Origin of the sequence: Shinella yambaruensis (assembly GCF_022899355.1) — a bacterium.
In the GTDB taxonomy this organism is placed as follows: Bacteria; Pseudomonadota; Alphaproteobacteria; order Rhizobiales; family Rhizobiaceae; genus Shinella; species Shinella yambaruensis.
Genome location: NZ_JALJCK010000008.1, coordinates 20382 through 43997, shown reverse-complemented (window position 1 = coordinate 43997; position 23616 = coordinate 20382). Strand labels below are relative to the sequence as shown.

Annotated in this window: 19 protein-coding genes; 8 read left to right on the top strand and 11 right to left on the bottom strand. The window is 68.0% G+C overall.

What is annotated here, in order from left to right:
- The first annotated feature begins 3 nt into the window (after positions 1-3).
- From MUU56_RS19185 to MUU56_RS19160, 6 genes are read left to right on the top strand one after another with little or no spacing between them, the layout of a single operon-like run.
- Positions 4-1203 (top strand): glycosyltransferase family protein, encoded by a 1200-nt coding sequence (locus MUU56_RS19185; RefSeq protein WP_244768895.1) that lies wholly within the window; start codon positions 4-6, stop codon positions 1201-1203.
- Entirely contained in the window at positions 1193-2191 is a 999-nt protein-coding gene (locus tag MUU56_RS19180; RefSeq protein WP_244768894.1) for a glycosyltransferase family 2 protein, read from the top strand. Before MUU56_RS19185 ends, MUU56_RS19180 begins: the two co-directional genes overlap by 11 nt.
- Complete coding sequence (locus MUU56_RS19175) at positions 2188-3114, top strand: glycosyltransferase family 2 protein (RefSeq protein ID WP_244768893.1); 927 nt, start codon at positions 2188-2190, stop codon at positions 3112-3114. The genes MUU56_RS19180 and MUU56_RS19175 overlap by 4 nt, the downstream gene beginning before the upstream one ends.
- Complete coding sequence (locus MUU56_RS19170) at positions 3111-4142, top strand: glycosyltransferase family 2 protein (RefSeq protein WP_244768892.1); 1032 nt, start codon at positions 3111-3113, stop codon at positions 4140-4142. Before MUU56_RS19175 ends, MUU56_RS19170 begins: the two co-directional genes overlap by 4 nt.
- Before the next feature lie 4 nt (positions 4143-4146).
- Positions 4147-5052, top strand: a complete 906-nt coding sequence (locus MUU56_RS19165; RefSeq protein ID WP_244768891.1) for a UTP--glucose-1-phosphate uridylyltransferase — start codon at positions 4147-4149, stop codon at positions 5050-5052.
- A 51-nt stretch (positions 5053-5103) separates the two neighbouring features.
- A complete protein-coding gene (locus MUU56_RS19160; RefSeq protein ID WP_244768890.1) occupies positions 5104-7506 on the top strand; it encodes a polysaccharide biosynthesis tyrosine autokinase in 2403 nt (800 codons plus the stop codon).
- A 253-nt stretch (positions 7507-7759) separates the two neighbouring features.
- Here the strand turns inward: MUU56_RS19160 and MUU56_RS19155 are convergent, their stop codons facing one another.
- The 9 genes from MUU56_RS19155 to MUU56_RS19115 all read right to left on the bottom strand — a co-directional run bounded on the left by MUU56_RS19155 (position 7760) and on the right by MUU56_RS19115 (position 19640).
- Complete coding sequence (locus tag MUU56_RS19155) at positions 7760-9301, bottom strand: SpoVR family protein (protein WP_244768889.1); 1542 nt, start codon at positions 9299-9301, stop codon at positions 7760-7762.
- 12 nt (positions 9302-9313) lie between these two features.
- Positions 9314-10636, bottom strand: coding sequence for a YeaH/YhbH family protein (locus tag MUU56_RS19150; RefSeq protein ID WP_244768888.1), 1323 nt, complete (start codon positions 10634-10636; stop codon positions 9314-9316).
- A 25-nt stretch (positions 10637-10661) separates the two neighbouring features.
- Complete coding sequence (locus MUU56_RS19145; protein WP_244768887.1) at positions 10662-12611, bottom strand: PrkA family serine protein kinase; 1950 nt, start codon at positions 12609-12611, stop codon at positions 10662-10664.
- Between the two features lie 147 nt (positions 12612-12758).
- Entirely contained in the window at positions 12759-14390 is a 1632-nt protein-coding gene (locus tag MUU56_RS19140; RefSeq protein WP_244768886.1) for an AMP-binding protein, read from the bottom strand.
- A gap of 2 nt (positions 14391-14392) precedes the next feature.
- Positions 14393-15142, bottom strand: coding sequence for an enoyl-CoA hydratase/isomerase family protein (locus tag MUU56_RS19135; RefSeq protein ID WP_244768885.1), 750 nt, complete (start codon positions 15140-15142; stop codon positions 14393-14395).
- An 8-nt stretch (positions 15143-15150) separates the two neighbouring features.
- The gene (locus tag MUU56_RS19130; RefSeq protein WP_244768884.1) at positions 15151-16851 is read right to left on the bottom strand and encodes a methylmalonyl-CoA mutase family protein; all 1701 of its coding nucleotides are present in this window, start codon (positions 16849-16851) and stop codon (positions 15151-15153) included.
- A complete protein-coding gene (meaB, locus tag MUU56_RS19125) occupies positions 16848-17840 on the bottom strand; it encodes a methylmalonyl Co-A mutase-associated GTPase MeaB (RefSeq protein WP_244768883.1) in 993 nt (330 codons plus the stop codon). The genes MUU56_RS19130 and meaB overlap by 4 nt, the downstream gene beginning before the upstream one ends.
- Positions 17837-18295 carry a cobalamin B12-binding domain-containing protein gene (locus MUU56_RS19120; RefSeq protein ID WP_244768882.1) on the bottom strand — a complete coding sequence of 153 codons (459 nt, stop codon included), beginning with the start codon at positions 18293-18295 and terminating at the stop codon, positions 17837-17839. The genes meaB and MUU56_RS19120 overlap by 4 nt, the downstream gene beginning before the upstream one ends.
- Before the next feature lie 13 nt (positions 18296-18308).
- Positions 18309-19640, bottom strand: a complete 1332-nt coding sequence (locus tag MUU56_RS19115) for an aspartate aminotransferase family protein (RefSeq protein ID WP_244768881.1) — start codon at positions 19638-19640, stop codon at positions 18309-18311.
- Between the two features lie 92 nt (positions 19641-19732).
- Here MUU56_RS19115 and MUU56_RS19110 point away from each other — a divergent pair, with 92 nt between their 5' ends.
- A complete protein-coding gene (locus tag MUU56_RS19110) occupies positions 19733-20590 on the top strand; it encodes a LysR family transcriptional regulator (RefSeq protein ID WP_064333568.1) in 858 nt (285 codons plus the stop codon).
- 169 nt (positions 20591-20759) lie between these two features.
- Here MUU56_RS19110 and MUU56_RS19105 read toward each other — a convergent pair whose 3' ends face one another.
- The gene (locus MUU56_RS19105) at positions 20760-21878 is read right to left on the bottom strand and encodes a branched-chain amino acid ABC transporter substrate-binding protein (protein WP_244768880.1); all 1119 of its coding nucleotides are present in this window, start codon (positions 21876-21878) and stop codon (positions 20760-20762) included.
- Between the two features lie 320 nt (positions 21879-22198).
- Between MUU56_RS19105 and MUU56_RS19100 the strand changes: the two genes are divergently transcribed.
- Entirely contained in the window at positions 22199-23197 is a 999-nt protein-coding gene (locus MUU56_RS19100; protein ID WP_244768879.1) for an AraC family transcriptional regulator, read from the top strand.
- A gap of 13 nt (positions 23198-23210) precedes the next feature.
- On the opposite strand, the gene mce is transcribed toward MUU56_RS19100, so the two are convergent.
- Positions 23211-23612 carry a methylmalonyl-CoA epimerase gene (gene mce, locus MUU56_RS19095; protein ID WP_244768878.1) on the bottom strand — a complete coding sequence of 134 codons (402 nt, stop codon included), beginning with the start codon at positions 23610-23612 and terminating at the stop codon, positions 23211-23213.
- Between the last annotated feature and the right edge of the window lie 4 nt (positions 23613-23616).

Genomic DNA, 23616 nt, shown 5'->3' with positions numbered 1-23616 from the left:
CCGATGCTCCGGGTGCTCTATCTCGTTCACGATCTTTCCGATCCCGCGGTGCGCCGCCGCGTGCTGATGCTGCGCGCGGGCGGGGCGGAGGTGACGCTGGCCGGCTTCCGGCGCGGCGAGAACCGGCTCGCGGCGGTGGAGGGCGTCGTGCCCGTGGAACTCGGCGCCACCCAGGACGCCCGCTTCGCCCAGCGCCTTGCCGCCGTCGCCCGCGCCGGCGCCACGCTTCGCCAGCGGCTGGCCGGCATGGCGCGGCCGGATGTCATCCTCGCGCGCAATCTCGAGATGCTGGCGCTGGCCGGCCGGGCGCAGGGTATCTTCGGCGGCGCCGTGCCGGTCGCCTATGAATGCCTCGACATCCACCGGCTATTGACCGGCAAGGGCGTGGCGAGCCGCGGCCTGCGCGCGGCCGAGCGCCATTTCGCCCGCAAGGCCGGCCTCCTCGTCACCAGCTCGCCGGCCTTCGTGGAGCACTATTTCAAGCCGCTGTCCGGCGTCAGGGCGCCGGTCCATCTCGTGGAGAACCGCGTGCTGGAGCTGGACGGCCCGGCCGGCGACCTGCCCCCGCGGGCAAAACAGGCGGGCGAGCCCTGGCGCATCGGCTGGTTCGGAGCAATCCGTTGCCGCAGGTCGCTCGACCTCCTCGCCGCCTTCACGCGGCGCATGGAGGGCCGCTTCGAGGTGATCCTGCGCGGCCGGCCCGCCCGCTCGGAATTCGACGATTTCGACGGCCTCGTGGCGCGCGAGCCCTTCATCCGCTTCGAAGGCCCCTACCGCAACCCGGAGGACCTTGCCGCCATCTACGGCGACGTCGACCTCGCCTGGGCGATCGACTTCTTCGAGGAGGGGCTGAACTCCGCCTGGCTGCTGCCCAACCGGCTCTACGAGGGATGCCGCCACGGCGCGCTGCCCATCGTTCTCGGCGGAACGGAGACGGCGCGGCTTGCCGGCCTGCGCGGCATCGGCATTGCGCTGCGCGATGCGCGCCTCGAAACGCTGGTGACGCGCTTTTCCGCCTTCGACGGCGACAGCTACCGGGCGCTCCATGCCGCACTCGCCAGGCTCGGGCCGAAACCCTGGATCCACGACCGGGCCGATTGCGCCGCATTCGTCCAGCGCCTCGCCGCGCTCCGTGCACCGGCGGCGGAGCCCGCGCCCGTTCCCTCCCTTCTCGCAAGCAAGGTGGATTGCCATGACCATTGATCCCGTGACATCCGTGCGGTGCCTGATCGTGATCCCGTGCCTCAACGAGGCGCGCTACCTGGAGCCCTTGGTGCGGCAGCTGGAGCCGGCGCTGGCCGAGCTCAACGCCACGCTCGTCATTGCCGACGGCGGCAGCACGGACGGCACGCGCGCCATCGCCGCCGAGCTTGCGGCAAGCGTGCCGAACCTGCACCTCCTCGACAATCCCAAGCGCATCCAGAGCGCCGCCGTGAACCTTGCCGTCGAGACCTTCGGCATGGAGCACGACTATCTCATCCGTATCGACGCGCACGGCACCTATCCGGCGGACTATTGCCGCGTGCTCGTCGAGGAAGCCCTGTCGACCGGGGCCGATTCCGTCGTCGTCGCCATGCAGACCGTCGGCTTCGGCACCTTCCAGAAGGCCACTGCCGTCGCGCAGAATTCCGTGCTCGGCAATGGCGGCGCAAAACACCGCGCCGGGGCGCAAAGCCACTGGGCCGAGCATGGCCACCACGCGCTGATGCGCATCTCCGCCTTCCGCACGGTCGGCGGCTACGACGAGAGCTTCACCGCCAACGAGGACGCCGAATACGACTACCGCCTGCGGGAAGCCGGCTACCGGATCTGGATGACCGCGCGCACCGCGATGGTCTACTATCCGCGCGCCAGCGCCGGGCCGCTGTTCAGGCAATATTTCCGCTACGGCCGCGGCCGGGCGCGCAATTTCCTGAAACACCGCGCGCGCCCGAGCCTGCGCCAGCTTCTGCCGCTGATGGTGGCACCGGTGGCGGCCGGGGCGTTCCTGGCGGCCATCACCTGGATCGCCGCCGTGCCCTTCGTGCTGTGGGCGGCGGCCTGCCTCGGCTATGGCGCCTGGATGGCGCTCGGCCAGCGCAACCCCTATGGCCCGCTTGCCGCCGTCTCGGCGATGATCATGCATTTTGCCTGGTCCGCCGGCTTCTGGCGCGAGCTTCTCGACATCCGCCATCGGAGGGTGCCGGCATGACGGCCCCCGCCCCGCTCCGCATCGACATCGCGGTCTGCACGTTCCGGCGCGCGGCGCTTGGCGATACGCTCGCCTCGCTCGCCGCGCTGACGGTGCCGGCGGGCGTCGCCCTCCGCGTCATCGTCGCCGACAACGATGCCCAGCCGAGCGCCCGTCCTTGCGCCGAGGCCGCGCGCAAAAACCTGCCGATGGCACTTGCCTATGTGCATTGCCCGGCCGGCAACATCTCGCTCGCCCGCAATGCCTGCCTGGAGGCGGCCGATGCGGATTTCCTCGCCTTCGTCGACGACGACGAGACGGTGGAACCGCAATGGCTCGAAAACCTGCTCGCGACGGCGACGACGGCCGCCGCCGACGTGGTCCTCGGCCCGGTCAGGGCGCGGTACGGACCGGACGCCCCCGGCTGGATGCGGCGCGGCGACTTCCATTCCACCCGCCCCGTCTGGGTGGGCGGCGAGATCCGCACCGGCTATACCTGCAACGTGCTGCTGCGCCTTGCCGCGCCGGCCATCGCCGGCCGCCGGTTCGACCATGCGCTCGGCCGGAGCGGCGGTGAGGACACCGCCTTCTTCGGCGAGGTGCACGCCGCCGGCGGGCGCATCGCCTTTGCCGGCGAGGCCTGGGTCAACGAGCCGGTTCCGCCCGCGCGCGCCCGGTTTTCCTGGCTGGCGCAGCGCCACCTGCGCATGGGCCAGACCCATGGCCGGCTTCTTGCCGGGCACGGCGCGGGCCGGACCGGTGCGGCGGGGCTGGCGGCCGCGAAGGCCGGCTTCTGCCTTGCGGCGGCGACGGCCTTCGTCCTCCTGCCGGTGCAGCGCAACCGCTTCCTCCTGCGCGGCCTGCTGCATGCCGGCGTAATCGGCGGCCTTTTCGGCGCCCGCGCCATCGAACCCTACGGACAGCCGGAGGCCGCGACGCGATGAACCGCACGCTCCCGCCCGACGCCGGCCCCGATGTCACCATCGTGATCGCCGCCTACAACGCGGCCGATACGATCGGCGACGCCGTTCGCAGCGCCGCCGCGCAGGAGGGCGTGACGGTGGAGATCATCGTCGTCGACGATTGTTCGGCGGACGCGACCCGCGCGGCCGTCGCCGCGCTCGGCACGCCCGGGCTGACGCTCCTGCCGCTCGATCGCAACCGCGGACCGGGCGGGGCGCGCAATGCGGGTTTTGCCGCCGCGCGCGGCCGCTGGATCGCGGTGCTCGACGCCGACGACACGATGCGGCCGGATCGCCTTTGCCGCATGATCGCCACGGCCGAGGCGGAGGGCGCCGCCGTCGTCGTCGACAATCTCGACGTGCTGCATGCCGATGGCCACAGCGAGCGGATGTTCGACGCGGCGCAACTCGCCGCCATGCCGGCGCTGACGCTGCCCGTCTTCATCGACGCCAACCGGATCTTCCGCGCCACGCACAATTTCGGCTACATGAAGCCGGTCTTCCGCCGGTCCTTCCTTGAAGAGAAGGGCCTTGCCTTCGACGAGGCGCTGCGCATCGGCGAGGACTATCTCCTGCTCGCCTCGGTGCTCGCCGCGGGCGGGACCTCAGCCATCGTGCCCGAGGCGGGCTATGTCTACCGCATCCGCGAAGGCTCGATCTCGCGCGTGCTGCACCTTCACCATGTCGATGCGATGCTGGCCGGCGACCGGCGTTTTCTCGCCCGCTTCCCGCTTCAGGGCGCGGCGGCCGCCGCCCAGCGCCGGCGCACGCGGAACCTGAAGGAGACGCGCTCCTTCCTCGCGCTCGTCCAGCATCTGAAGAACCGTTCGCTCGGGCCTGCCCTCAAGGTAGCGCTCGGCGATCCCGTCGCGCTCCGGCATCTTGCGATGCCGATCGCCGCCCGGTGGCGCCGCCTGATGGCGCCCTCGGCCCCTGTGAGGACGGCCGCGCCGCGCGCGGCCCTTTCCCCAACGACAGCGGAAGACCTGCCGCTCAAGAACAAAGGATAATGCCATGGAGCGAACCAAGACCGTCCGCAAGGCCGTCATCCCGGTTGCCGGCAACGGCACCCGCTTCCTGCCGGCCACCAAGGCCATGCCGAAGGAAATGCTGACCATCGTCGATCGCCCGGTCGTGCAATATGCGCTCGACGAGGCGCGCGAGGCCGGCATCGAGCATGTTGTCTTCGTCACCAGCCGCAACAAGCAGGTCATCGAGGACCATTTCGACGACACGCCGGAGCTGATCTCCTCGCTGGAGCGCTCCGGCAAGGAGGCCGCGGTCAGCGAGCTCGGCCGGCTGCTGCCGGCAGCGGGCGCGGTGAGCTTCACCCGCCAGCAGGCTCCGCTCGGCCTCGGCCATGCGGTCTGGTGCGCGCGCGATCTCATCGGCGACGAGCCCTTCGCGCTGCTCCTGCCGGACATGGTGTCCTTCGGCCCGCGCGGCTGCCTGTCCGGGCTGATGGATCTTTATGGCGAGGTCGGCGGCAATGTGGTGGGCGTCGAGCAATGCGCGCCCGAGGAGGCCTCGCAATACGGCATCGTCGGCAGGGGCGCGGCCGTGCGGCACGGCTTTGCCGTCAGCCACATGGTGGAAAAGCCGGCACCGGGCACGGCGCCCTCCAACCTCTTCCTCAACGGGCGCTATATCCTCCAGCCGGAGGTGTTCGGCCATCTCGCCCGCCAGCAGCGCGGCGCCGGCAACGAGATCCAATTGACCGACAGCATGCTGAAGCTCTCCGCCACGCAGCCCTTCCACGCCCATGTCTACGAGGGGCGGACCTATGACTGCGGCTCGAAGCAGGGCTTCATCGAGGCGAACGTCGCCTTCGCGCTGGCCCGCCCGGACCTCGGCGGCGCGCTCTTCGAGCCGCTGCGCGATCTCGTGATGGCCCATGGCGGCGGCGCGCGCGCCGCCTGACACGAGCGGATCCCGGGCCACCGGGCCCGGGATCCGCATAGGCAGCGACCAATGAGCCGAAAGGCAGAACGGAGCCCCATGCATCACCGCACCGTGCCGTACGGCAGCCTTTTCCGCAGGGCGCCGGATGCGTCCGACAGCTTCATCGATCTCAACCGCCTGGTGACGATCCTCATGCGGCGGGCGCGGCTGATCGCGCTCTCCGTCGTCGTGGCGCTGGCGCTCGGCGTCCTCTACCTCGTCTTCGCCACGCCGCTCTACACGGCGATGACCCAGATCCTGCTCGACGAGGACCTGTCGCGGTATGCCGAGGAGGCCGAGACCACGCCGCAGACCAGCCAGCAGGCGGACACGCGCCTTGCCAGCGCCATCGAGATCCTGAAATCGGGCCGGCTGGCGCTGCGCGTGGTCGATGCCCTTGAACTTTCCGAAAACGAGACGATCCTCAACCCGCCGCAATCGCCCGTCTCCCTCGCCAAGAGCTGGGTGAAGTCGCTCGCCGCCCTCGGCTCCGACGGTCCCGCCCCCTCGGCGGAGGCGGAAGCGGAGGGCCGGCGGCAGAAGGCGGCGGCGATGCTGCAGCAGGCCCTCGGCGTCGAGCGCGTCGCGCGCAGCTCCGTCGTCGCGGTCTCCTTCCGCTCGCCCGACCCGCAGCTTTCGGCAACCATCGCCAAGGCCTATGCCGAGGCCTTCTTCGCCGAGCAGCTCAACGCCAATGTCCATGCCAGCGAGCAGGCCAGCGCCTGGCTGCAGGAGCGGCTTGCCGATATCCAGCAGCGCTCGCAGGCCGCAGCGCTGGAGGTGGAGCGCTACCGCAACGAAAACGGCCTGACCGCCGCGCGCGGCGAGCTCATGTCGGAACAGCAGCTTGCCGACCTCAACAGCCAGCTCATCGTGGCGCAGGCCGACGCGGCAAGCGCCTCCGCCCGCTACAACCAGTTCCGCGCGATCGTCGAACAGGGGCCGGAAAAGGCGGTCGCCAATGCGACCATCCCGGCGCGGCAGGGCGACAATTCCATCTTGCAGGCGCTGCGCGGCCGCTACAACGCCGTCGTCAAGCGCGAAGAGGAGATCACCCGCGCCTTCAGCGCCGACCATCCCCAGGCGACGGCGCTCAGGACCGAGAAGGAAGACCTCGCCCGGCAGATCTACCAGGAGCTCCAGCAGCTGACGGCGAGCTACCGCAACGACTACGACGTCGCCCGCTCGCGGGAGGTCTCGCTGCGCGAGAACATCGAGAAAGTCGCCGGCAGCAATGCCGAGGCGAACCGCTCCTCGGTGCAGCTGCGCACGCTGGAACAGCAGGCGGCGGCGCTGAAGACGCTGTCGGACGCCTATCTCGCCCGCTACGAGCAGGCGACGCAGCAGCAGTCCTTCCCCATCGCAAAGGCACGGGTGATCTCCGATGCCGGCGTGCCGACGGCGGCCTCCAGCCCGAGCAGGACGCTGGTGATGGGCCTGTCGCTGGTGCTCGGCCTGATGGGCGGCGGCGCGCTGACCGTGCTGCAGGAAATGCGCGAGCGCGCCTTTCGCGTCGGCAACGACATCCGCGCCGTGCTGGGGCTGCGCCCGCTCGGCTACCTGCCGCTGGTCGGCGCCCGCAAGGAGCGCGCGCAGCCCGCCCGGGCCGAGGACGGCGGCACGGAGGAGGGTGACGTCATTCCCTTCGAGCGCATGACGCGCATCGTGCTCGACGCGCCGGGCTCGGCCTTCGCCGAGACGCTGCGCCATGCCCGGCTCGCCAGCGACATGATGCTGCACGGGCGCGAGAGCCGCGTGATCGGCATCGTCTCCGCCCTGCCGCAGGAGGGCAAGTCCACCGTCGCGATCAACTTCGCCGCGCTGCTCGCCGCCAGCGGCAAGCGCACCCTGCTGATCGACGCGGACCTGCGCCGGCCGAGCCTCACCGCCATGCTGAAACCCGCCCCGCAGGCCGGCCTCGTGGAGGTACTGCTCGGGCAGGCCGCGTGGAACCAGGCGATCAAGGTCGACCGCCGCAGCAAGCTCGCCGTGCTGCCGGCCGGCGGCCGGGCGGGCGCGGGCGAGAGCCACCATCCCAACGAGCTGATGGCGTCGGCCGCCATGAAGCGGCTCTTCGACGAGCTGCGCCAGACCTTCGACTACATCGTCGTCGATCTCGCGCCGCTCGCCCCGGTCGTCGACGTCAAGACCTTCGAGCCGCTGGCGGACGGCTTCCTCTTCGTGGTGGAATGGGGCAAGACCCCCTCGCCGCTGGTGCGCGACCTGCTTGCCGCCGAAAGCCGCATCGAGGCCAAGATCGTCGGCGTCGTGCTCAACAAGACGGACATGGCGGCGCTCCCCCGCTACAGCGATTTCGGCGCGGCGGAGAAATATCGCAGCCTCTACGACCAGTATTGCACCGATTCCGTCCCGCCGGTGCGTATGCGGGAGAAGGGCGCGACGGTGAAGGCGGGGCAGTCGCAGAGGGCGTGAAGAGCCTTCCCCACAGGGGTGGGATCGTTGCAAATGGAACTCGACATTGCCGTTCTCCCCTTCTCCCCCGCGGGGAGAAGGTGGCCCGAAGGGTCGGATGAGGGGGTGGCTCTAACGGATCGTTTGCGCCTTCGGCATCCCCCTCATCCGCCTGCCGGCACCTTCTCCCCGCGGGGGAGAAGGGAAGGAAGCACCGGTTTCCTCCACAGGCGATGGCCCTGCCCTTGTGGGGAGCTTTACATTCCCACGCCAATTACGCCGCCGTCGCCGAGCACTCGTAGAGCGAGGCGCCCGTCTCGGCATCCACGCCGGACAGGCTGACATTGTAGCCCCACAGCCGGCGGACATGGGCAAGGGTCGCGTCGCGGTCGCTCTCGTTCAGGAGGATGCCGCTCTTCACCCGGTGGCGCAGCCGGAGCTGCCGGTCACCCAGGAGGTCGACGTCGACCACCTGGATATCCGGCCGGTTGACGCCGGGATCGTAGTTGCGGGCGAGCGCGGCGCGCACGGCGGAATAGCCCCGCTCGTCATGGATGGAGGCGACCTCGCAGAACCGTTCGTCGGCGCGGTCGGTGAGGTGGAACAGGCGGAAGCGGCGCATCAGCGTCGGGCTCAGATATTGCAGGATGAAGGATTCGTCGCGGTGGTTCTCCCAGGCGTCGAGCAGCGTTCCCCGCCAGTCGCCATTGCCGGCGATGGTGGGAAACCAGTCCCGGTCCTCGTCCGTCGGCCGGGTGCAGATGCGCTCGATGTCCTGCATCATCGCGAAGCCGAGTGCATAGGGATTGAGGCCCGAAAAGCGCGGATCGTCGAAATCCGGCTGGAAGACCACGTTGGCGTGGCTCGCCAGCAGTTCCAGCATGGCGCCCTCGCTCATCCGGCCCTGGTCGAACAGCCGGTTGATGATGAAATAGTGCACGAAGGTGGCGCAGCCCTCGTTCATCACCTTGGTCTGGCCCTGCGGATAGAAATACTGGGCGATGACGCGCACGATGCGCAGGATCTCGCGCTGCCAGGGCTCGAGGATCAGGCTGTGTTTCTCCAGGAAGTAGAGCAGGTTTTCTTCCGGCAGGTTCAGCGCCTGCTTGCGCTCCAGCGCCTCCTGCTCGGCCGCCTCGATGCCGGCATTGCCGCCCGCCGTCGGCAGGGTGCGCCACAGGTCGCTGTAGGTCTGCTCCTCGTATTCCAGCCGCTCGCGCGCCCGCTCCGTCACCTTTTCCGAGGACAGCCGCGGCGGGCGGCGATAGTGGAAGACGCCCTGGTCCATCAGGGCATGGGCGGCGTCGAGGATCTCTTCCACCGCCGCCGGGCCGTGCCGCTCCTCGCATTTGGCGACGTATTTCTTGGCGAAATCCATGTAGCCGAGGATGGCGCTGGCATCCGTCCACTGGCGGAACAGGTAGTTGTTCTTGAAGAAATGGTTGTGGCCGAAGGCGGCATGGGCGGTGACGAGCGCCTGCATCGGCATGGTGTTCTCTTCCATGAGATAGGTGATGCAGGGATTGGAATTGATGACGAGCTCGTAGGCGAGGCCGCGATAGCCCTTGCGGTAGAGGTGGCTTTCGAAGACGAAGCGCTTGCCGAAGGACCAGTGCTGGTACATCAGCGGCATGCCGACCGAGGAATAGGCATCCAGCATCTGCTCGGAGGAGATGACCTCGATCTGGTTCGGGTAGACGTCGAGCCCCATCTCGCCGATCGCGATGGCCTCGATCGCGTCATAGGCCCGCGACAGGGTCGCGAAATTCCATTCGGAGCCTTCGAACAGCAGGGAGGAGGCCGGTCGCTTCGCCATCCGCTCGCCCCCTCAGCCGCGCGCGGAACGGGGTTGGTGCCGGGCAAAGAGCTTGCGGAAGACGGGGTAGATGTCGGCAGGCCGGGAAATGCGCGTCATCTGGAAATTCCCCACCGCCCCGTCGACCGTGCGATAGGCGCGCCAGAGCGAGGTGCCGTTGTCGGTGGTGCCGAAGATCTCGCTTTCGCGCTCGTCGATGATCTCCACATAGGCATAGTACTGGCAGAGTTTCATCAGCTCGTCGCGCAGCAGCGAGGCGCAGCGCTCGGAATCGCCATTGGCATTGTCGCCGTCCGAGGCCTGCGCGGCATAGATGTTCCATATATTGGAGGGATAGCGGTCCATGATGATGCGCTGCATCTCCTCCAGCGCGGTCGAGACGATCGTTCCACCGCTCTGCTTGCTGAAGAAGAAGGTCTCCTCGTCCACCTCGTGCGCCTCGTCCGTGTGACGGATGAAGACGATGTCGATGCGCTCGTAGCGGCGCTTGAGGAAGAGGTGCAGGAGCACGAAGAAGCGTTTTGCCAGGTCCTTCTCGCGCTCGCCCATCGAGGCGGAAACGTCCATCAGGCAGAACATCACCGCGCTCGCATTGGGCAGCGGCTGGCGCTCGAAGCGGTTGAACCGCACGTCGACGGGATCGACATAGGCGATGCGCCGGCGCCGGCGTTCCAGCACCTCTAGCTCCTGGCGAAGCTGTGCGAGCCGGTTGCGCTGCGACATCGACAGTCGCTCCTCCCCCTCCAGCGCGGCGATCTCGTCGGCAAGCACGCGGCATTCCCGCTCGCTCGGGCGGCGCAGCGCCATGCGGCGCCCGAAGCTGTTGCGCATGGTGCGCCCGACATTGATGTTGGTGGGGGTGCCGGATGTCGTCAGCCCGGCGCGATGCGGCTTGTAGGTGACGGTTTCCCGCAGATTGAGCTTCACGAGATCGGGAAGCTCCAGGTCCTCGAAGAAGAGGTCCAGCACCTCCTCCCGCGACAGGATGAAGAGGAAATCGTCCGCCGCCTCGCCGCGTCCGGGGCCGCGTCCGTTGCCCCCGCCGCCGGCGCCCGTCTCGGGCTTGCGGATCCGGTCGCCGGGCGAGAAGGTCTGGTTGCCGGGCAGCACATGGTCCCGCTCGCCGCTGGCGCCGGAATGGCGGAAGCTCGGCTCGTCCGCGCCGCGCCGCGGGATCGGCACGCCATGGGCGGCGTCCACGTCGGCGATCCTGTCGGATTTCACCTGGTCGCGGATCGTGCGCTTCAGCTCGTCATGCACGCGCTTGAGGAAACGCTGGCGGTTGCCGAGGCTCCGGTCCTTGGGATTGAGCCGGCGATCGATGAAATTCGGCATGCGCCAATCCCCCGCTTCGGCATGGTCAGCCGGCCTTGTTGACGCGCATGTACCAGTCGACGAGCCGGCGGACCTGGCGGCCCGTATAGCCGCGCGCCGTCATGCGCTGGACGAATTCGGCGTGCTGCTTCTCGGTCGTGCTGTCCTTCTTCGAGCCGAAGCTGATGACGGGCAGAAGATCCTCGACCTGGCCGAACATGCGCTTCTCGATGACTTCCCGAAGCTTCTCGTAGCTCGTCCAGGCGGGGTTGCGCCCGTTGTTGCGGGCGCGGGCGCGCAGGGTGAACTTCACCACCTCGTTGCGGAAGTCCTTGGGATTGGCGATGCCGGCGGGCTTTTCGATCTGCGACAGCTCGCTGTCGAGGATCTCGCGGTTGAGGATCTGGCCCGTGTCGGGGTCCTTGAAGTCCTGGTCTTCCAGCCAGGCATCGGCATAGGCGATGTAACGGTCGAAGAGGTTCTGGCCGTATTCGCTGTAGGATTCCAGATAGGCCTTCTGAATCTCGTGGCCGATGAACTCGGCATAGCGGGCGGCAAGCTCGGAGCGGATGAAGTCGAGATAGTTCGCCTCGACCTCCTTCGGAAACTGCTCGCGCCTGATCGCCTGTTCCAGGATGTACATGAGGTGCACGGGATCGGCCGCGACCTCCTTGGTGTCGTAGTTGAAGGTCTCCGACAGCACCTTGAAGGCGAAGCGCGTGCTGACGCCCGTCATGCCCTCGTCGATGCCGGCGGCATCGCGGTATTCCTGCAGGGACTTCGCCTTGGGGTCGGTGTCCTTCAGGTTCTCGCCGTCATAGACCCGCATCTTCGTGTAGGTCGGCGAGTTCTCGTGCGGGGAAAGGCGCGTTGCGACCGTGAAGCGGCTGAGGTTCTCCAGCACTTCCGGCGCGCAGGGGCTGTCGGCCAGCTCGCTCTCGCGCAGCAGCTTCTCGTAGATCTGTCGCTCCTCGGTGACGCGCAGGCAATAGGGCACCTTGACGACGAGGATGCGGTCGAGGAAGGCCTCGTTGTTCTTGTTGTGCTTGAACTGCAGCCATTCGGATTCGTTGGAATGGGCGAGCACGATGCCCTGGTAGGGGAAGGCGCCGAAATTCTCCGTGCCGTTGTAGCTGCCCTCCTGCGTGGCGGTCAGCAGCGGATGCAGCACCTTGATCGGCGCCTTGAACATCTCGACGAATTCGAGCAACCCCTGGGTCGTACGGTTGAGGCCGCCGCTGTAGGAATAGGCGTCGGGGTCGGCCTGGCTGAAGTTCTCCAGCTGCCGGATATCCACCTTGCCGACGAGGGCGGACACGTCCTGGTTGGTCTCGTCGCCGGGCTCCGTCTTGGCGATGGCGATCTGGCGCAGCCGCGAGGGCATCAGCTTGACGACGCTGAACTTGGAGATATCGCCGCCGATCTCGTCCAGCCGCTTGGTCGCCCAGGGCGAGATGAGGCCGGTGAGCCGGCGCTGGGCGATGCCGTACTTGTCCTCCAGCAGCTCGCCCATGCGGTCGCGGGAAAAGAGGCCGAGCGGCGATTCGAAGACCGGGCTGATCTTGCCGTTTATGGCGAGCGTATAGATCGGCTGCTCTTCCATCAGCTTCTTGAGGCGTTCGGCGAGCGAGGACTTGCCGCCGCCGACGGGACCGAGCAGGTAGAGGATCTGCTTGCGCTCCTCCAGCCCCTGGGCGGCATAGCGGAAGTAGCCGACGATGCGTTCGATCGTATCCTCCATGCCGAAGAAATCGGAGAAGGCGGGATAGATCTTGATGGTGCGGTTGGCGAAGACCCGGCCGAGGCGCTCGTCCGCGCTGGTGTCGATCAATGTCGGCGCGCCGATGGCCGCCACCATGCGCTCGGGCGCGGTGGCATACATGCTCTTGTCGTCACGGCAGGCCAGCAAGTACTCCTGAAGGCTCAGCTCTTCCTGCGCAGTACTTGCGTAAGCCTTTGAAAACAGATCGAAAACGTCGCTGCCAGTGGTTCCCATGGAACGCTCCTGCGGTCGTCAGCCGGGGGTATCGAATCTCCCGCCTGTAGTGTACGCTGGAACGCCAACGACTGCAATTTGTTCCCCCCTCTTCAAGCGAATGTGTGCGGATCGCTGCTTCTCCATGGCCCCGCCGGGCCGTGCAGCCTAGCGCGATCCCCGGTCGAAGGTCGCCGGGCCGAGGCCGCGCTGGCGCAGCACGCTGCGCGCCACCTTTTCCGTCGGCGTGCGCGGCAGCGGCGCGTCGGTGATCTCGATATAACGCGGCACCATGTGGCGCGGCGCGTTCGCCCGGAAATGCGCAAGCAGGCCGGCCGCATCGAGCGTCGAGCCGGCGCGGCGGAAGGCCACCACCATGATGTCCTCCTCGGTGAACTCGGAGGCGATGCCGAAGGCGGCGCTTTCGACGATGTCGGGATGCTGCTCGGCCAGCGTCTCCACCTCGTAGGCGGAGATGTTCTCGCCGCGGCGGCGGATCGCCTCGTTCAGCCGGTGCTTGAAGTAGAGCCAGCCGTCCGCGTCCATCACGCCGGCATCACCCGAATGATACCAGAGATTGCGCAGCGTCTCGACCGTCTTGGCCTCGGCGCGATAGTAGCCGGAGAACATGCTCCAGCTCTTCTTCGGACGAGAGACGATCTCGCCGATGCTGCCGGGCGGCAGCGGGCGGTCCCTGTCGTCGACGACGGCCACCTCCCAGTCGGGATGCGCCCTGCCGCAGGAGCCCGGCCTCGTGTCGTCGACGGTGTCGAGCGTCACGAAGCTGGTCTCCGTCTGGCCGTAGCCGGTGACGAGGCGCATGCCGAAGCGTTTCTCGAACGCCGCCTTGTCCGGCACCATGGGAATGCACTGGCAGATCCGCACCGGATTGCCGCCGTCGCGCGCCTCCGGCGGCGCGCGCAGGAGGATGACGGCCATGGCGCCGAGAAGGTTGGTTGCCGTCGCGCCGCTGTCGCGCACCTGCGCCCAGAAGCGCGAGGCGCTGAACCCGTCGACGAGCGTTGCCCGGGTGCCGTAGATCAGCGGCAGGTAGACGCCGAACATCTGCGCATCGGTGTGGAACAGCGGCAGGGCGGAGAAGTAGCTGTCATCCGTGCGGTAGCCGAGATTGGCGGCCATTGCCGCCGCCCAGGCGTAACAATGGTGGTGCGACATCAGCGCGCCCTTGGCCGGGCCCGTCGTGCCCGAGGTGTAAAGGATCGCCATCGGGTCGCTGTAATGCACGGCCGAAAGGTCGAGGCCCGCGGGCGATGCGAGGCATTCCTCGAAACGCAGGATGCGGCCGATCCGGATCCCCGCCGCGCGCGCCTCTACGGGATCGGCGCCGACGAGGACGAGCGTGCGCAGCGCCGGCAGCCGGTCCTGCACGATGGCGAGTTCCGGCAGGGCAGCCGCATCGGCGACCAGCACCTCCGCCCCGCAATTGTTGAGATTGTGGCAGAGCAGGTCGCCCTTCAGCCCCGGATTGTTCGGCACCTCGATCGCCCCGAGGCTGGAGACGGCGAACCAGGTGGCGACGAGTTCGAGGCAGTTGGGCAGCAGCATCGCGACCCGGTCGGCGCGGCCGACGCCCAGCCGGCGAAGGCCGCCGGAGAGCCGGCAGGTGAGGTCCAGCATCTCCTCGAAGCTCGCCGTGCGGCCGCAGATGTCGAGGAAGGGGCTGGAGCCGAAGCGCTCGGCCTGCCTGACGAGGATCTTCGGCAGGACGCGCTCTTCGATCTCGTCGTCGTGAAGGCCCGGGACGGGCGAAAGGGACGGGAAGGCGGGAATGATGGACACGGTCAGAACCCTTTTGCCTTTGCCTGCGCCGCGGGGGAGAGGAAGCCGCGGACCGTGGCCGCCGTCTCCTGCGCCATCGCCTCTTCGAGGGAGGAATGAAAGCCGTCATTGATGGCGCGCTTGACATCCGCCACCGCGTCCGCCGGACGGCTGGCGATCGCAAGGGCGAGCTGCCGGGCCGCATCGAGCAAGGTATCGTCCGGCACGACCTTCCAGGCGATGCCGGTCTCCAGCGCCTTTTGCGCATCGTGGCGTTCGCCGAGGATGAGCAGTTCCTTGGTGACCTGCGGGCCGACCTGCTTGGTCAGGAGCGCGGTCACGCCGCCCGTCACGAACAGGCCGTAGCCGACCTCGGGGAAGAACCAGCGGGTGTTCTCGGCAAAGAGCCGGAAGTCGCAGTTGATCGCCCATTCCAGTGCGCCGCCGACGCACCAGCCGTGCACGGCGGCGATCACGATCTTGCGCGAACGCATGATGTGGCGCGTGACGGCCTGGATGGCCTCCACCCAGTCCTGCGTCTCCGCCTCCGACGCGGTCTGCGCGTCGAGGTCCTTGAGGTCGTCGCCCGAGCAGAAGGCCCGGCCGGCGCCATGGAGGATGACGACGCGGACGGCGTCGTTCGCCTCGGCGGCTGAAAGCGCCGCGATCAGCCCGTCGACGAGCGGCCGGTTCATGGCGTTCAGCCGCTCCGGCCGGTTGAGCGTGATCCAGGCGATCGGCCCTTCGAGGGTGGAAAGGACAGTCTCGTTCATCGTCCGCCTCACACGATCATCGGTTCGGCATAGGCACCCCAGACGCCGCGCAGCGCGCCGCAGATCTCCCCGAGCGTCGCCCGCGCCTTGACCAGTTCGATGGTCTTGGGCAGGAGGTTCGTGTCGTCGGAGCGCGCTTCCTCGGCCAGCTCGGCCAAGAGGGTGCGGATGCGCGCATCGTCCCGGTTCGCCCGCACCGCCTGGAGCCGGTCGATCTGCAACTGGGTGCACTGCTCGTCATAGGGGTGGATATGCACCTCGGCGGTGCTGCTCGCCTCGTCGGCGAACCTGTTGACGCCGACGGAGATCTTCTCGCCGGAATCGATCTTCTTGAAGGTGGCATAGGCGGAATCGGCAAGCTTCTGCTGGAACCAGCCTTCCTCCACCAGCTTGACCGCGCCGCCGCGTTCCTCCACCTCGTCGAGCATCTTCCAGATCTCGGTTTCCATGTCCCTGGTCAGCCGCTCGATGAAATAGGAGCCGCCGAGCGGGTCAATCACCGAGGTGACGTTGATCTCCTCGCGGATGATCTGCTGGGTGCGGATGGCAAGCTTCATCGCCTCCTCTGTGGGGATGGCGAAGGCCTCGTCGAGGCCGTTGGTGTGCATGCTCTGGCAGCCGCCGAGCACCGCGCCGAGCGCCTGGATGGCGGTGCGCATGAGGTTGTTGTGGTGCTCGACCTTGGTAAGACTCATCGCCGCCGTCTGCACATGGACGCGCAGGCGCATGGATTCCGGCTTCCGGGCCTTGAAGCGCTCCGCCACGATCTTCGCATAGACGCGGCGCGCGGCGCGGAACTTGCAGATCTGCTCGAAGAAATCCTGGTGGCTGATGAAGAAGAACGACAGGCGCGGGGCGAAATCGTCGATGTCCATGCCGGCCTTCGTGACCTCCTCGCAATAGGCGATGGTGAAGGCCATGGTGAAGGCGATCTCCTGCAGCGCGTTGCCGCCGACATCGGAGAGATGGTAGCCGCTGAGGCTGACGGGATTGATCTTCGGCGTCGCCCTGGCGCTGTACATGATGAGGTCGCGCAGGAGCCGAACGGCCGGGCGGACCGGATAGATCCACTCCTTCTGGGCGACATATTCCTTCAGCGGATCGGCCTGCAGCGTGCCGGTCAGCTTGGCAAGGTCGCAGCCGCGCTGCTCCGCCACGGCGACGAACATGGCATAGACCACCCAGGCCGAGGGGTTGATCGTCAGCGAGACCGAGATCTTTTCCAGGTCGATGCCGTCGAACAGGCGGTCGATATCGTCCATCGTGTCGATGGCGACGCCGACGCGGCCGACCTCGCCGAAGGCCATCGGGTCGTCGGAATCGAGCCCCAGCAGGGTCGGCAGGTCGAAGTCGGTCGAAAGGCCGGTCTGGCCGGTCTGGATCATGTATTTGTAGCGCTGGTTCGTCGCCTCGGGATTGCCGAAGCCGGCGACCTGGCGGATCGTCCAGGGGCGGCCGCGATACATCGTCGGGTAGACGCCGCGGGTGAAGGGATAGGCGCCGGGAAAGCCGAGCTCCTCGGCCGGAATGTCGGCAACGTCGGCGGCCGTGTAGATCCGCTTCAGCGGGATGCCGCTCTCCGTCTCGTAGACGTCCTTTTCCTCCGGCCGGGTCTTGAGGAAGGCGGCAAGCGCGCCCTCCTCCCATTCCGCCTGGCTTTGGCGGATGGCGTCGATGGCGGAGGCGGAGAAGAGATGGGCGTCGCTCATGGTGTTTCCTCCCAACCCAGAAGGGCCCGCGCGGCGACGGCGGGATCCATCCGCCGTTCCGCCACCGCCCGGATCTGCCTTTCGAGCGTTTCGGGTGCTTCCTGGAATTTCTGCTGAAAGAGATGCCGGGCCGTGCCGAGGATGCGGGTGCGGCCCATGGCGCGCTGGCGCTCGACCCGTTCGCCGCTCTCGTTGAGATGCGCCCAATGCGCGCCGATGGCGTCCTTCAGTTCGCCGATGCGCTCGCCGGAGACGGCGCTGACCGGCAGGACCGGCGGCGCCCGGCGGGAACCGGGCCGCTCGCCGCCGAGCGCCAGCATGCCGCGCAGCGCCGAGACCGTCGCGGCGGCCTCCGGCTTGTCGCACTTGCTGACGGCGTGGATGTCGGCGATCTCGAGGATGCCGGCCTTGATCGCCTGAATGTCGTCGCCAAGGCCCGGCGCGGAGAGCACGACGACGGTGTGCGCGGCCGTCACCACCTCCACCTCGTCCTGCCCGACGCCCACGGTCTCGATGATGACGGGGTCGTAGCCCGCCGCATCCAGCACGTCGACCGCCTGGAGCGTCGCCCGCGTCAGCCCGCCGAGATGGCCGCGCGTCGCCATGCTGCGCACGAAGGCACCGCCGGCGGCCGCCGTCTCGCTCATGCGCACGCGGTCACCGAGGATCGCCCCGCCGGAATAGGGGCTGCTCGGATCGACGGCGATGACGCCGACCTTGCGGCCTTCGGCGGCATAGGCCTTGATCAGCGCCGAAACGAGGGTCGACTTGCCCGCCCCCGGAACGCCGGTAATGCCGATGACATGGGCCTTGCCGCCGTGCCGGTAGAGTTCCGCCAGCGCTGCGGCGGCCTCCGGATACCCTTCCTCCGCGCGCGAGATCATCCGCGCGATGGCGATGGCCCGGCCCGCCAGCACGTCCTTCACCAGGTCGGCCGAGGGGACATAGGCCGCCCGCCGCGGTCTTGTGGAATGGGTGACGACCGTCATATCCGGCCACGCGCCGTGACGAGATCGGTGATCGTCGTGACGATCAGGTCGGAACGGGCCTCCTGGGGCACGATGGCATCGACGCCGCCCTCCAGCAGCGCGGGATAGTCCTGCTCGGGAATGACCCCGCCGGCGACAACGAGGATGTGCCCGGCCCCCTCCTCGCGCAGACAGCGGCCGAGTTCGCGGAACAGCGGGACATGCGAGCCGGAGAGCAGGCTGACGCCGATGACGTCGACGTCCTCCTGGATCGCCGCCTGCACGACGTCCTTCGGCGTCTTGTAGAGGCCGGTATAGACGACCTCCATGCCCGCATCGCGCAGGATGCGCGCCACCACCTTGGCGCCCCGGTCATGGCCGTCGAGGCCGAGCTTGGCGACGAGGACGCGGATGGTGTCGGGGGCCTCGGCCGGCCCGGTGGAAAGGCTTTCGCCGGCAAGGTTCGCGTCGCGCATCCGCTCTTTCTCCCTATTCAGCCGCAATGCCCGGCGCGCGGGCACCGGAGACGGATGCCACCTCGATGGACTGGGCGATGATGCGCAGGCCAAGGTCGATCTCCTCCTCGGAAATCGTCAGCGGCGGCGCGATGCGGAACACGCCGCCCATGCCGGGCAGCTTGACGATGTTCATGCTGAGCCCGCGTCGGAAGGCTTCGGCGGCGATGCGGCTGCCGAGCTCGTGGTCGGCGCTGCGGTCGGGATTGACGATCTCGACGCCGAGCATCAGCCCGCGGCCGCGCACGTCGCCGACGCAGTCGAAGCGCTGCTTGAGCTGCGACAGTCCCTCGAACAGCCGGCTGCCGAGCCGCCCGGCGCGCGCGACCAGCCCTTCCTCCTCCACGATGTCGAGCACGGCGAGGCCCACGGCCGCCGGCAGCGGATCGGAGACATGGGTCGTGTAGAAGAGGTAGCCCTTCTCATGGGCGATGTCCTCGATCTCCGCCGTCGTCATGACGGCCGCCAGAGGCAGGCCGGCGCCGATCGTCTTGGAGAGCGTCAGGATGTCCGGCGTCACGCCGTCGCGCTGGAAGGCGAACATGGTGCCCGTGCGGCCGATGCCGGTCTGGGCCTCGTCGAGGATGAGCAGCATGCCGCGCTCGCGGCACTTTTCCTTCAGCGCCGCCAGATAGCCGGGCGGCAGTTCCAGCATGCCGCCGCTCGACAGGATCGGCTCGGCGATGAAGGCGGCGAGGCTGCCGACCGACTGGCTGTCGATCAGCCCGAAGGCGTCGTCGAGCTCGGTCTTCCAGTCCAGCGAACCATCGGCATGACGAAAGCGTGGGCGAAACGTGTTGGGCGCGGGAATGGTGAGCGAGCCGACCATCGCGGGGCCGTAGCCCTTGCGGCCGGCGCTGTAGGTCGCCGAGCTCGCCGCGCCCGTCATGCCGTGCCAGCTCTTGGAGAAGGCGACGATCTCGTGCCGGCCGGTGACGAGCTTGGCCATGCGGATGGCCGCCTCGTTGGATTCCGCGCCGGTCGACAGCAGCATGACCCGGTCGAGCCCCGGCGCCAGCGCCGCCAGCCGCGCGGCAAGGTCCACGACGGGCCGCGACAGCATGCCGCTGAAGAGATGCGCCACCGCGCCCATCTGGCGCTGGACGGTGGCGACGATGTGCGGATGGGAATGGCCGACGAGCGCGCTCATCTGCCCGGAGGTGAAATCGAGGATCGGGCGCTCGTCGGCATCGAAGACGAAGCAGCCCTCGGCACGCTCGATGATGGCCGGGTCGAAGCTTCCGCCATAGCGGATGAGGTGCTTGCGTGCGGCCGCCCAGAAGGCGGGGTCCTGATTGCGTGACATGTGAGCCTCCGATGCCGTTGCACAAGCGATACCGGCTGGCAGGATCTCTGTAAAATTGATAGTATTTGGATTCCGATATAAGGAAAACTGATATGCTGGGACCGCTGGACCTTCGCCTGCTCATCACCTTCGTCAATGCCGCCCATTCCGGCTCGCTGAGCGCCACGGCGGTGCAGGTCGGCCGCACGCAATCGGCCGTGACGATGCAGATGCAGCGGCTGGAGGAGATGCTGGGGCACAGCCTCTTGCACCGCAGCGGCAGCGGTGTCCGGCTGACGGGAAGCGGCGAGCGCTTCCTCGCCTATGCCGAACGCATCCTGAAAATGCACGACGAGGCCGTCTCCGCCTTTTCCGAAAAGGGCCTGCACGGCTCCATCGTCTTCGGCAGCCCGGAAGACTACCTCCTGTCGTTCTTTCCCATATTGCTGAAGAGTTTCGGCACGCGCTATCCGGATGTCGAGATCAAGGTGGTCTCCGCCCCGACCGCGGAATTGCGCGCCCTCCTGCCGTCGCGCAAGGTCGACCTCGCCCTTGTCTCGACGCCCAATCTTGCCGACGTCGACAATATCGTGCGGACCGAGCCGCTGGTCTGGGTCGGCAGCAAGCCGACGCTGGAGGCGCATGATTTCGGCGATACGGTGCCGCTGGCGCTGCCGGCCTCCAATGCGATGGACCACCGCGCGGCCTGCGAGGCGATGGCGCGGGCGGGGCTGCGCTACAAGATCTCCTATGCCAGCAACAGCCTTGCCGGCCTCATCGGCCTTGCCCGCTCCGGCCTTGCGATCTGCGTCATGACGCAGGAGGCCGTGCCGCCCGACCTTCACATCCTCAACGCGCCGCTGCCGCACCTGCCGCATCTCGGCATGCTGATCGCCTTCGCCGACGGCGACGCATCACCGGCGACGATCGCCTTCGCCGACCATATCCGCGCGGTGCTGCCGACGCTGTGACGCGAACGGCCGCGGCAGGTCTCCCCGCCGCGGCCGGTCCGGTTCCCGGACGCGATGCCTGCGCCCTCGACGCGTTTCCGCTTTTCTCCGAAATCGCGAAAACGCTCTAACCCTTTGTTTTACCGCATTTCCGGACGCAAAACCGCTTCACACTTTTGCTGGAAATGCTCTATTTCTCGAAATAGGTCGGCTTGCCGTCCTCGCCCTTGCGCCATTCGTAGATGACATAGTCGGGGCGGTTGATGTCGCCCTTGGCGTCGTAGCCGATCTCGCCCAGCGCCGTCGCCCAGGGACCGCCGGACCTGATGGTCTCGGCGACCTTCTGCGCGTCCTCGGCCGAGCCCGTCTTCTCGATGGCGGCGGCGACGATCTGCACGGCGATGTAGGAATAGAGCGTATAGGCCTCCGGCTCGAAGCCGGCGGCACGGAAGGCCTCGACCACCTCCTTTGCCGCCGGGTTGCGGCGCGGGTCGGGGGCGAAGGTGTTCAGCGTGCCGACGACGGCATCGCCCGCGATCTGCGCCAGCTCGCTGGAGACCATGCCGTCGCCGGAGAACAGCGTCGCCTTCAGCCCCTGGTCGGCCGACTGGCGCATGATCAGCCCGGCCTCGGTGTGCAGGCCGCCGAAATAGATGAGCGTGACGCCGGCATCCTTCATCTTGGCGATCAGCGCGGAAAAATCCTTCTCGCCGCCGGTAATGCCCTCATAGAGGACCTCGGTGATGCCCTCGCCGTTCAGCTCCTGCTTGGCGACGTCGACGAGGCCCTGGCCGTAGGGCGTCTTGTCATGCACGATGGCGATCTTCGCGTCCCTGAAATTGGCCGCGATATAGGCCGCCGCCACCCTGCCCTGCTGGTCGTCGCGCCCACAGGTGCGGAAGGTGTTCCACAGGCCCCGCTCGGTGAATTGCGGGTTGGTCGAGGCCGGCGTGATCTGCAGCACGCCGTTTTCCGCATAGACCTCCGAGGCGGGGATCGAGACGCCGGAATTGAAATGGCCGACGACATAGTGGATGCCGTCCGCGACGAACTTGTTGGCGACCGAGATGCCCTGCTTGGGGTCCGAGACGTCGTCGCCGATGACGATCTTCACCTGCTCGCCGAGCACGCCGCCGGCCGCGTTGATGTTGGCGGCCGCCTGCTCCGCGCCCTTGACGAACTGCGCGCCGAAGGCGGCGTTCGGGCCGGTGATGGGACCGGCGACGCCGATGACGATATCGGCGAAGGCGCTGCCGCCGGACAGGGCCAGGGATGTCAGGACCACCGAGGACAAGAGGATTTTCTTCATGGATGCGCTCCCAGTTTGGCTGCGGGCGATGGTTGAGGCCTTGCTGCGCTGCCCACGATCGGCGCAGAACGCCATCCGGCGCGTGAGGACACCCGCCAGGCATTCGGTCGTGATGATGTCGGACTGTGTCCGGCGGGCGGTTCGGGCTCCCTGCCCCACCGGCCGCCCTGTCAGGCGGCGAAGGCGCGGCGCCCCGGCTCCATGCCGCCCGGCTCCCCTTCTTTCGAGAGGGGATGATGCGGCGGAGAAATATGGTATGCAATGACCGAAGGTTTCAGATTTTGTGATCGCTTTTGCCATAGGGACGGAGGGCAGGCCGCATGGAACGCCGCATGATCGCGCCCTGCTTCATGGACGACACGCTCGAATGCCTGCGGCGGCAGGGGGTGGAGGCCGCGCCGCTTCTCGCCGAAGCGGGCCTCCCGCCGGTCATCACCGGCCCCATCCCGGCCGAGCGCTACGGCGCCTTCTGGCACGCGGTGGCCCGCACCATGGACGACGAGTTCTTCGGCGAGGGCGCGCGGCCCATGCGCGCCGGCTCCTTCGCGCTGCTCTGCCAGGCCATCCTCTCGACGGCGACGCTGGAACATGCGCTGCGGCGGGCGCTGCGGTTCCTGAGGATCGTGCTCGACGATCCGCACGGCACGCTGGTCGTCGAGGAGGGACTGGCGCAGATCGTGCTGAAGGATGCGGGCGGGCCGCGCTCGGCCTTCGCCTACCGCACCTTCTGGATCATCGTGCACGGGGTCAATTGCTGGCTGATCGGGCGGCGGCTGCCGATCCGCTGGGTCGATTTCCGCTGCAGCGCGCCGCCGGCCGGCACCGACTACCGCCTGTTCTTCGGCGCGCCGGTGCGCTTCGACCAGCCGCAGACGCGGCTGGTCTTCGATGCCGAGTTCCTGAACCTGCCGACCATCCGCGACGAGCGCGCGCTGAAGGAATTCCTTCGCCACGCGCCGGGTAACATCCTCGTGCGCTACCGGCACGACATGGGCCTGTCGGCCGCCATCCGCAAGCGCCTCGGCGGCCTCGCGCCGCAGGCTTGGCCGGGCTTCGAGGAGCTGGCCGGGCGCATGCGCATCCCCGCGCCGAGCCTGCGGCGGCGGCTGAAGCTGGAAGGGCAGTCCTACCGGGAGATCAAGGACGACCTGCGCCGCGCGCTCGCCATGGAGGCCCTGGCGGAGGGCCATGCCAATGTCACGCAGCTTGCCGCCGACCTCGGCTTTTCCGAGCCGAGCGCCTTCTACCGCGCGTTCCGCAAGTGGACCGGGAAGTCCCCGGCCGTTTTCCGGCGCAGTGCGGGCGCGACGGAGGCGTAGGGCGGTCTTCCCGTCAGTTCTCCTCGAACTCGACGAGCGTGCCCTGGAAATCCTTGGGATGGGCGAAGACGACGGGATTGCCGTGCGCGCCGGTCTTCGGCTCGCCGCCGCCGAGCAGGCGGATGCCGTTTTCCGTCGCCGTGCCGATGGCCGCCGAAATGTCGTCCACGTCGAAGCAGATGTGGTGGATGCCACCCGCCGGCTGGCGTTCCAGGAAGGCGGCGATGGGCGAATTCGGCCCCAGCGGCTCCAGGAGCTCGATCTTGGTGTTCTCGAACTCCACGAAGACGATGCGCACGCCGTGTTCCGGCAGGTCCTGCGGCTCGGTCGTCGCAACGCCGAGGTCGCGGTAGCGGCTGGCCGCCGCTGCCAGATCCGGGACGGCGATGGCGATATGGTTGACGCGTTTCAGCATGCTG

What these genes read in the sequence shown, in the direction of transcription:
- MUU56_RS19185 (WP_244768895.1), top strand. Translation starts at nt 4, where the DNA reads ATGCTCCGGGTGCTCTATCTCGTTCACGATCTTTCCGATCCCGCGGTG.
- MUU56_RS19180 (WP_244768894.1), top strand. Translation starts at nt 1,193, where the DNA reads ATGACCATTGATCCCGTGACATCCGTGCGGTGCCTGATCGTGATCCCG.
- MUU56_RS19175 (WP_244768893.1), top strand. Translation starts at nt 2,188, where the DNA reads ATGACGGCCCCCGCCCCGCTCCGCATCGACATCGCGGTCTGCACGTTC.
- MUU56_RS19170 (WP_244768892.1), top strand. Translation starts at nt 3,111, where the DNA reads ATGAACCGCACGCTCCCGCCCGACGCCGGCCCCGATGTCACCATCGTG.
- MUU56_RS19165 (WP_244768891.1), top strand. Translation starts at nt 4,147, where the DNA reads ATGGAGCGAACCAAGACCGTCCGCAAGGCCGTCATCCCGGTTGCCGGC.
- MUU56_RS19160 (WP_244768890.1), top strand. Translation starts at nt 5,104, where the DNA reads ATGAGCCGAAAGGCAGAACGGAGCCCCATGCATCACCGCACCGTGCCG.
- MUU56_RS19155 (WP_244768889.1), bottom strand. Translation starts at nt 9,301, where the DNA reads ATGGCGAAGCGACCGGCCTCCTCCCTGCTGTTCGAAGGCTCCGAATGG.
- MUU56_RS19150 (WP_244768888.1), bottom strand. Translation starts at nt 10,636, where the DNA reads ATGCCGAATTTCATCGATCGCCGGCTCAATCCCAAGGACCGGAGCCTC.
- MUU56_RS19145 (WP_244768887.1), bottom strand. Translation starts at nt 12,611, where the DNA reads ATGGGAACCACTGGCAGCGACGTTTTCGATCTGTTTTCAAAGGCTTAC.
- MUU56_RS19135 (WP_244768885.1), bottom strand. Translation starts at nt 15,142, where the DNA reads ATGAACGAGACTGTCCTTTCCACCCTCGAAGGGCCGATCGCCTGGATC.
- MUU56_RS19130 (WP_244768884.1), bottom strand. Translation starts at nt 16,851, where the DNA reads ATGAGCGACGCCCATCTCTTCTCCGCCTCCGCCATCGACGCCATCCGC.
- meaB (WP_244768883.1), bottom strand. Translation starts at nt 17,840, where the DNA reads ATGACGGTCGTCACCCATTCCACAAGACCGCGGCGGGCGGCCTATGTC.
- MUU56_RS19120 (WP_244768882.1), bottom strand. Translation starts at nt 18,295, where the DNA reads ATGCGCGACGCGAACCTTGCCGGCGAAAGCCTTTCCACCGGGCCGGCC.
- MUU56_RS19115 (WP_244768881.1), bottom strand. Translation starts at nt 19,640, where the DNA reads ATGTCACGCAATCAGGACCCCGCCTTCTGGGCGGCCGCACGCAAGCAC.
- MUU56_RS19110 (WP_064333568.1), top strand. Translation starts at nt 19,733, where the DNA reads ATGCTGGGACCGCTGGACCTTCGCCTGCTCATCACCTTCGTCAATGCC.
- MUU56_RS19105 (WP_244768880.1), bottom strand. Translation starts at nt 21,878, where the DNA reads ATGAAGAAAATCCTCTTGTCCTCGGTGGTCCTGACATCCCTGGCCCTG.
- MUU56_RS19100 (WP_244768879.1), top strand. Translation starts at nt 22,199, where the DNA reads ATGGAACGCCGCATGATCGCGCCCTGCTTCATGGACGACACGCTCGAA.
- mce (WP_244768878.1), bottom strand. Translation starts at nt 23,612, where the DNA reads ATGCTGAAACGCGTCAACCATATCGCCATCGCCGTCCCGGATCTGGCA.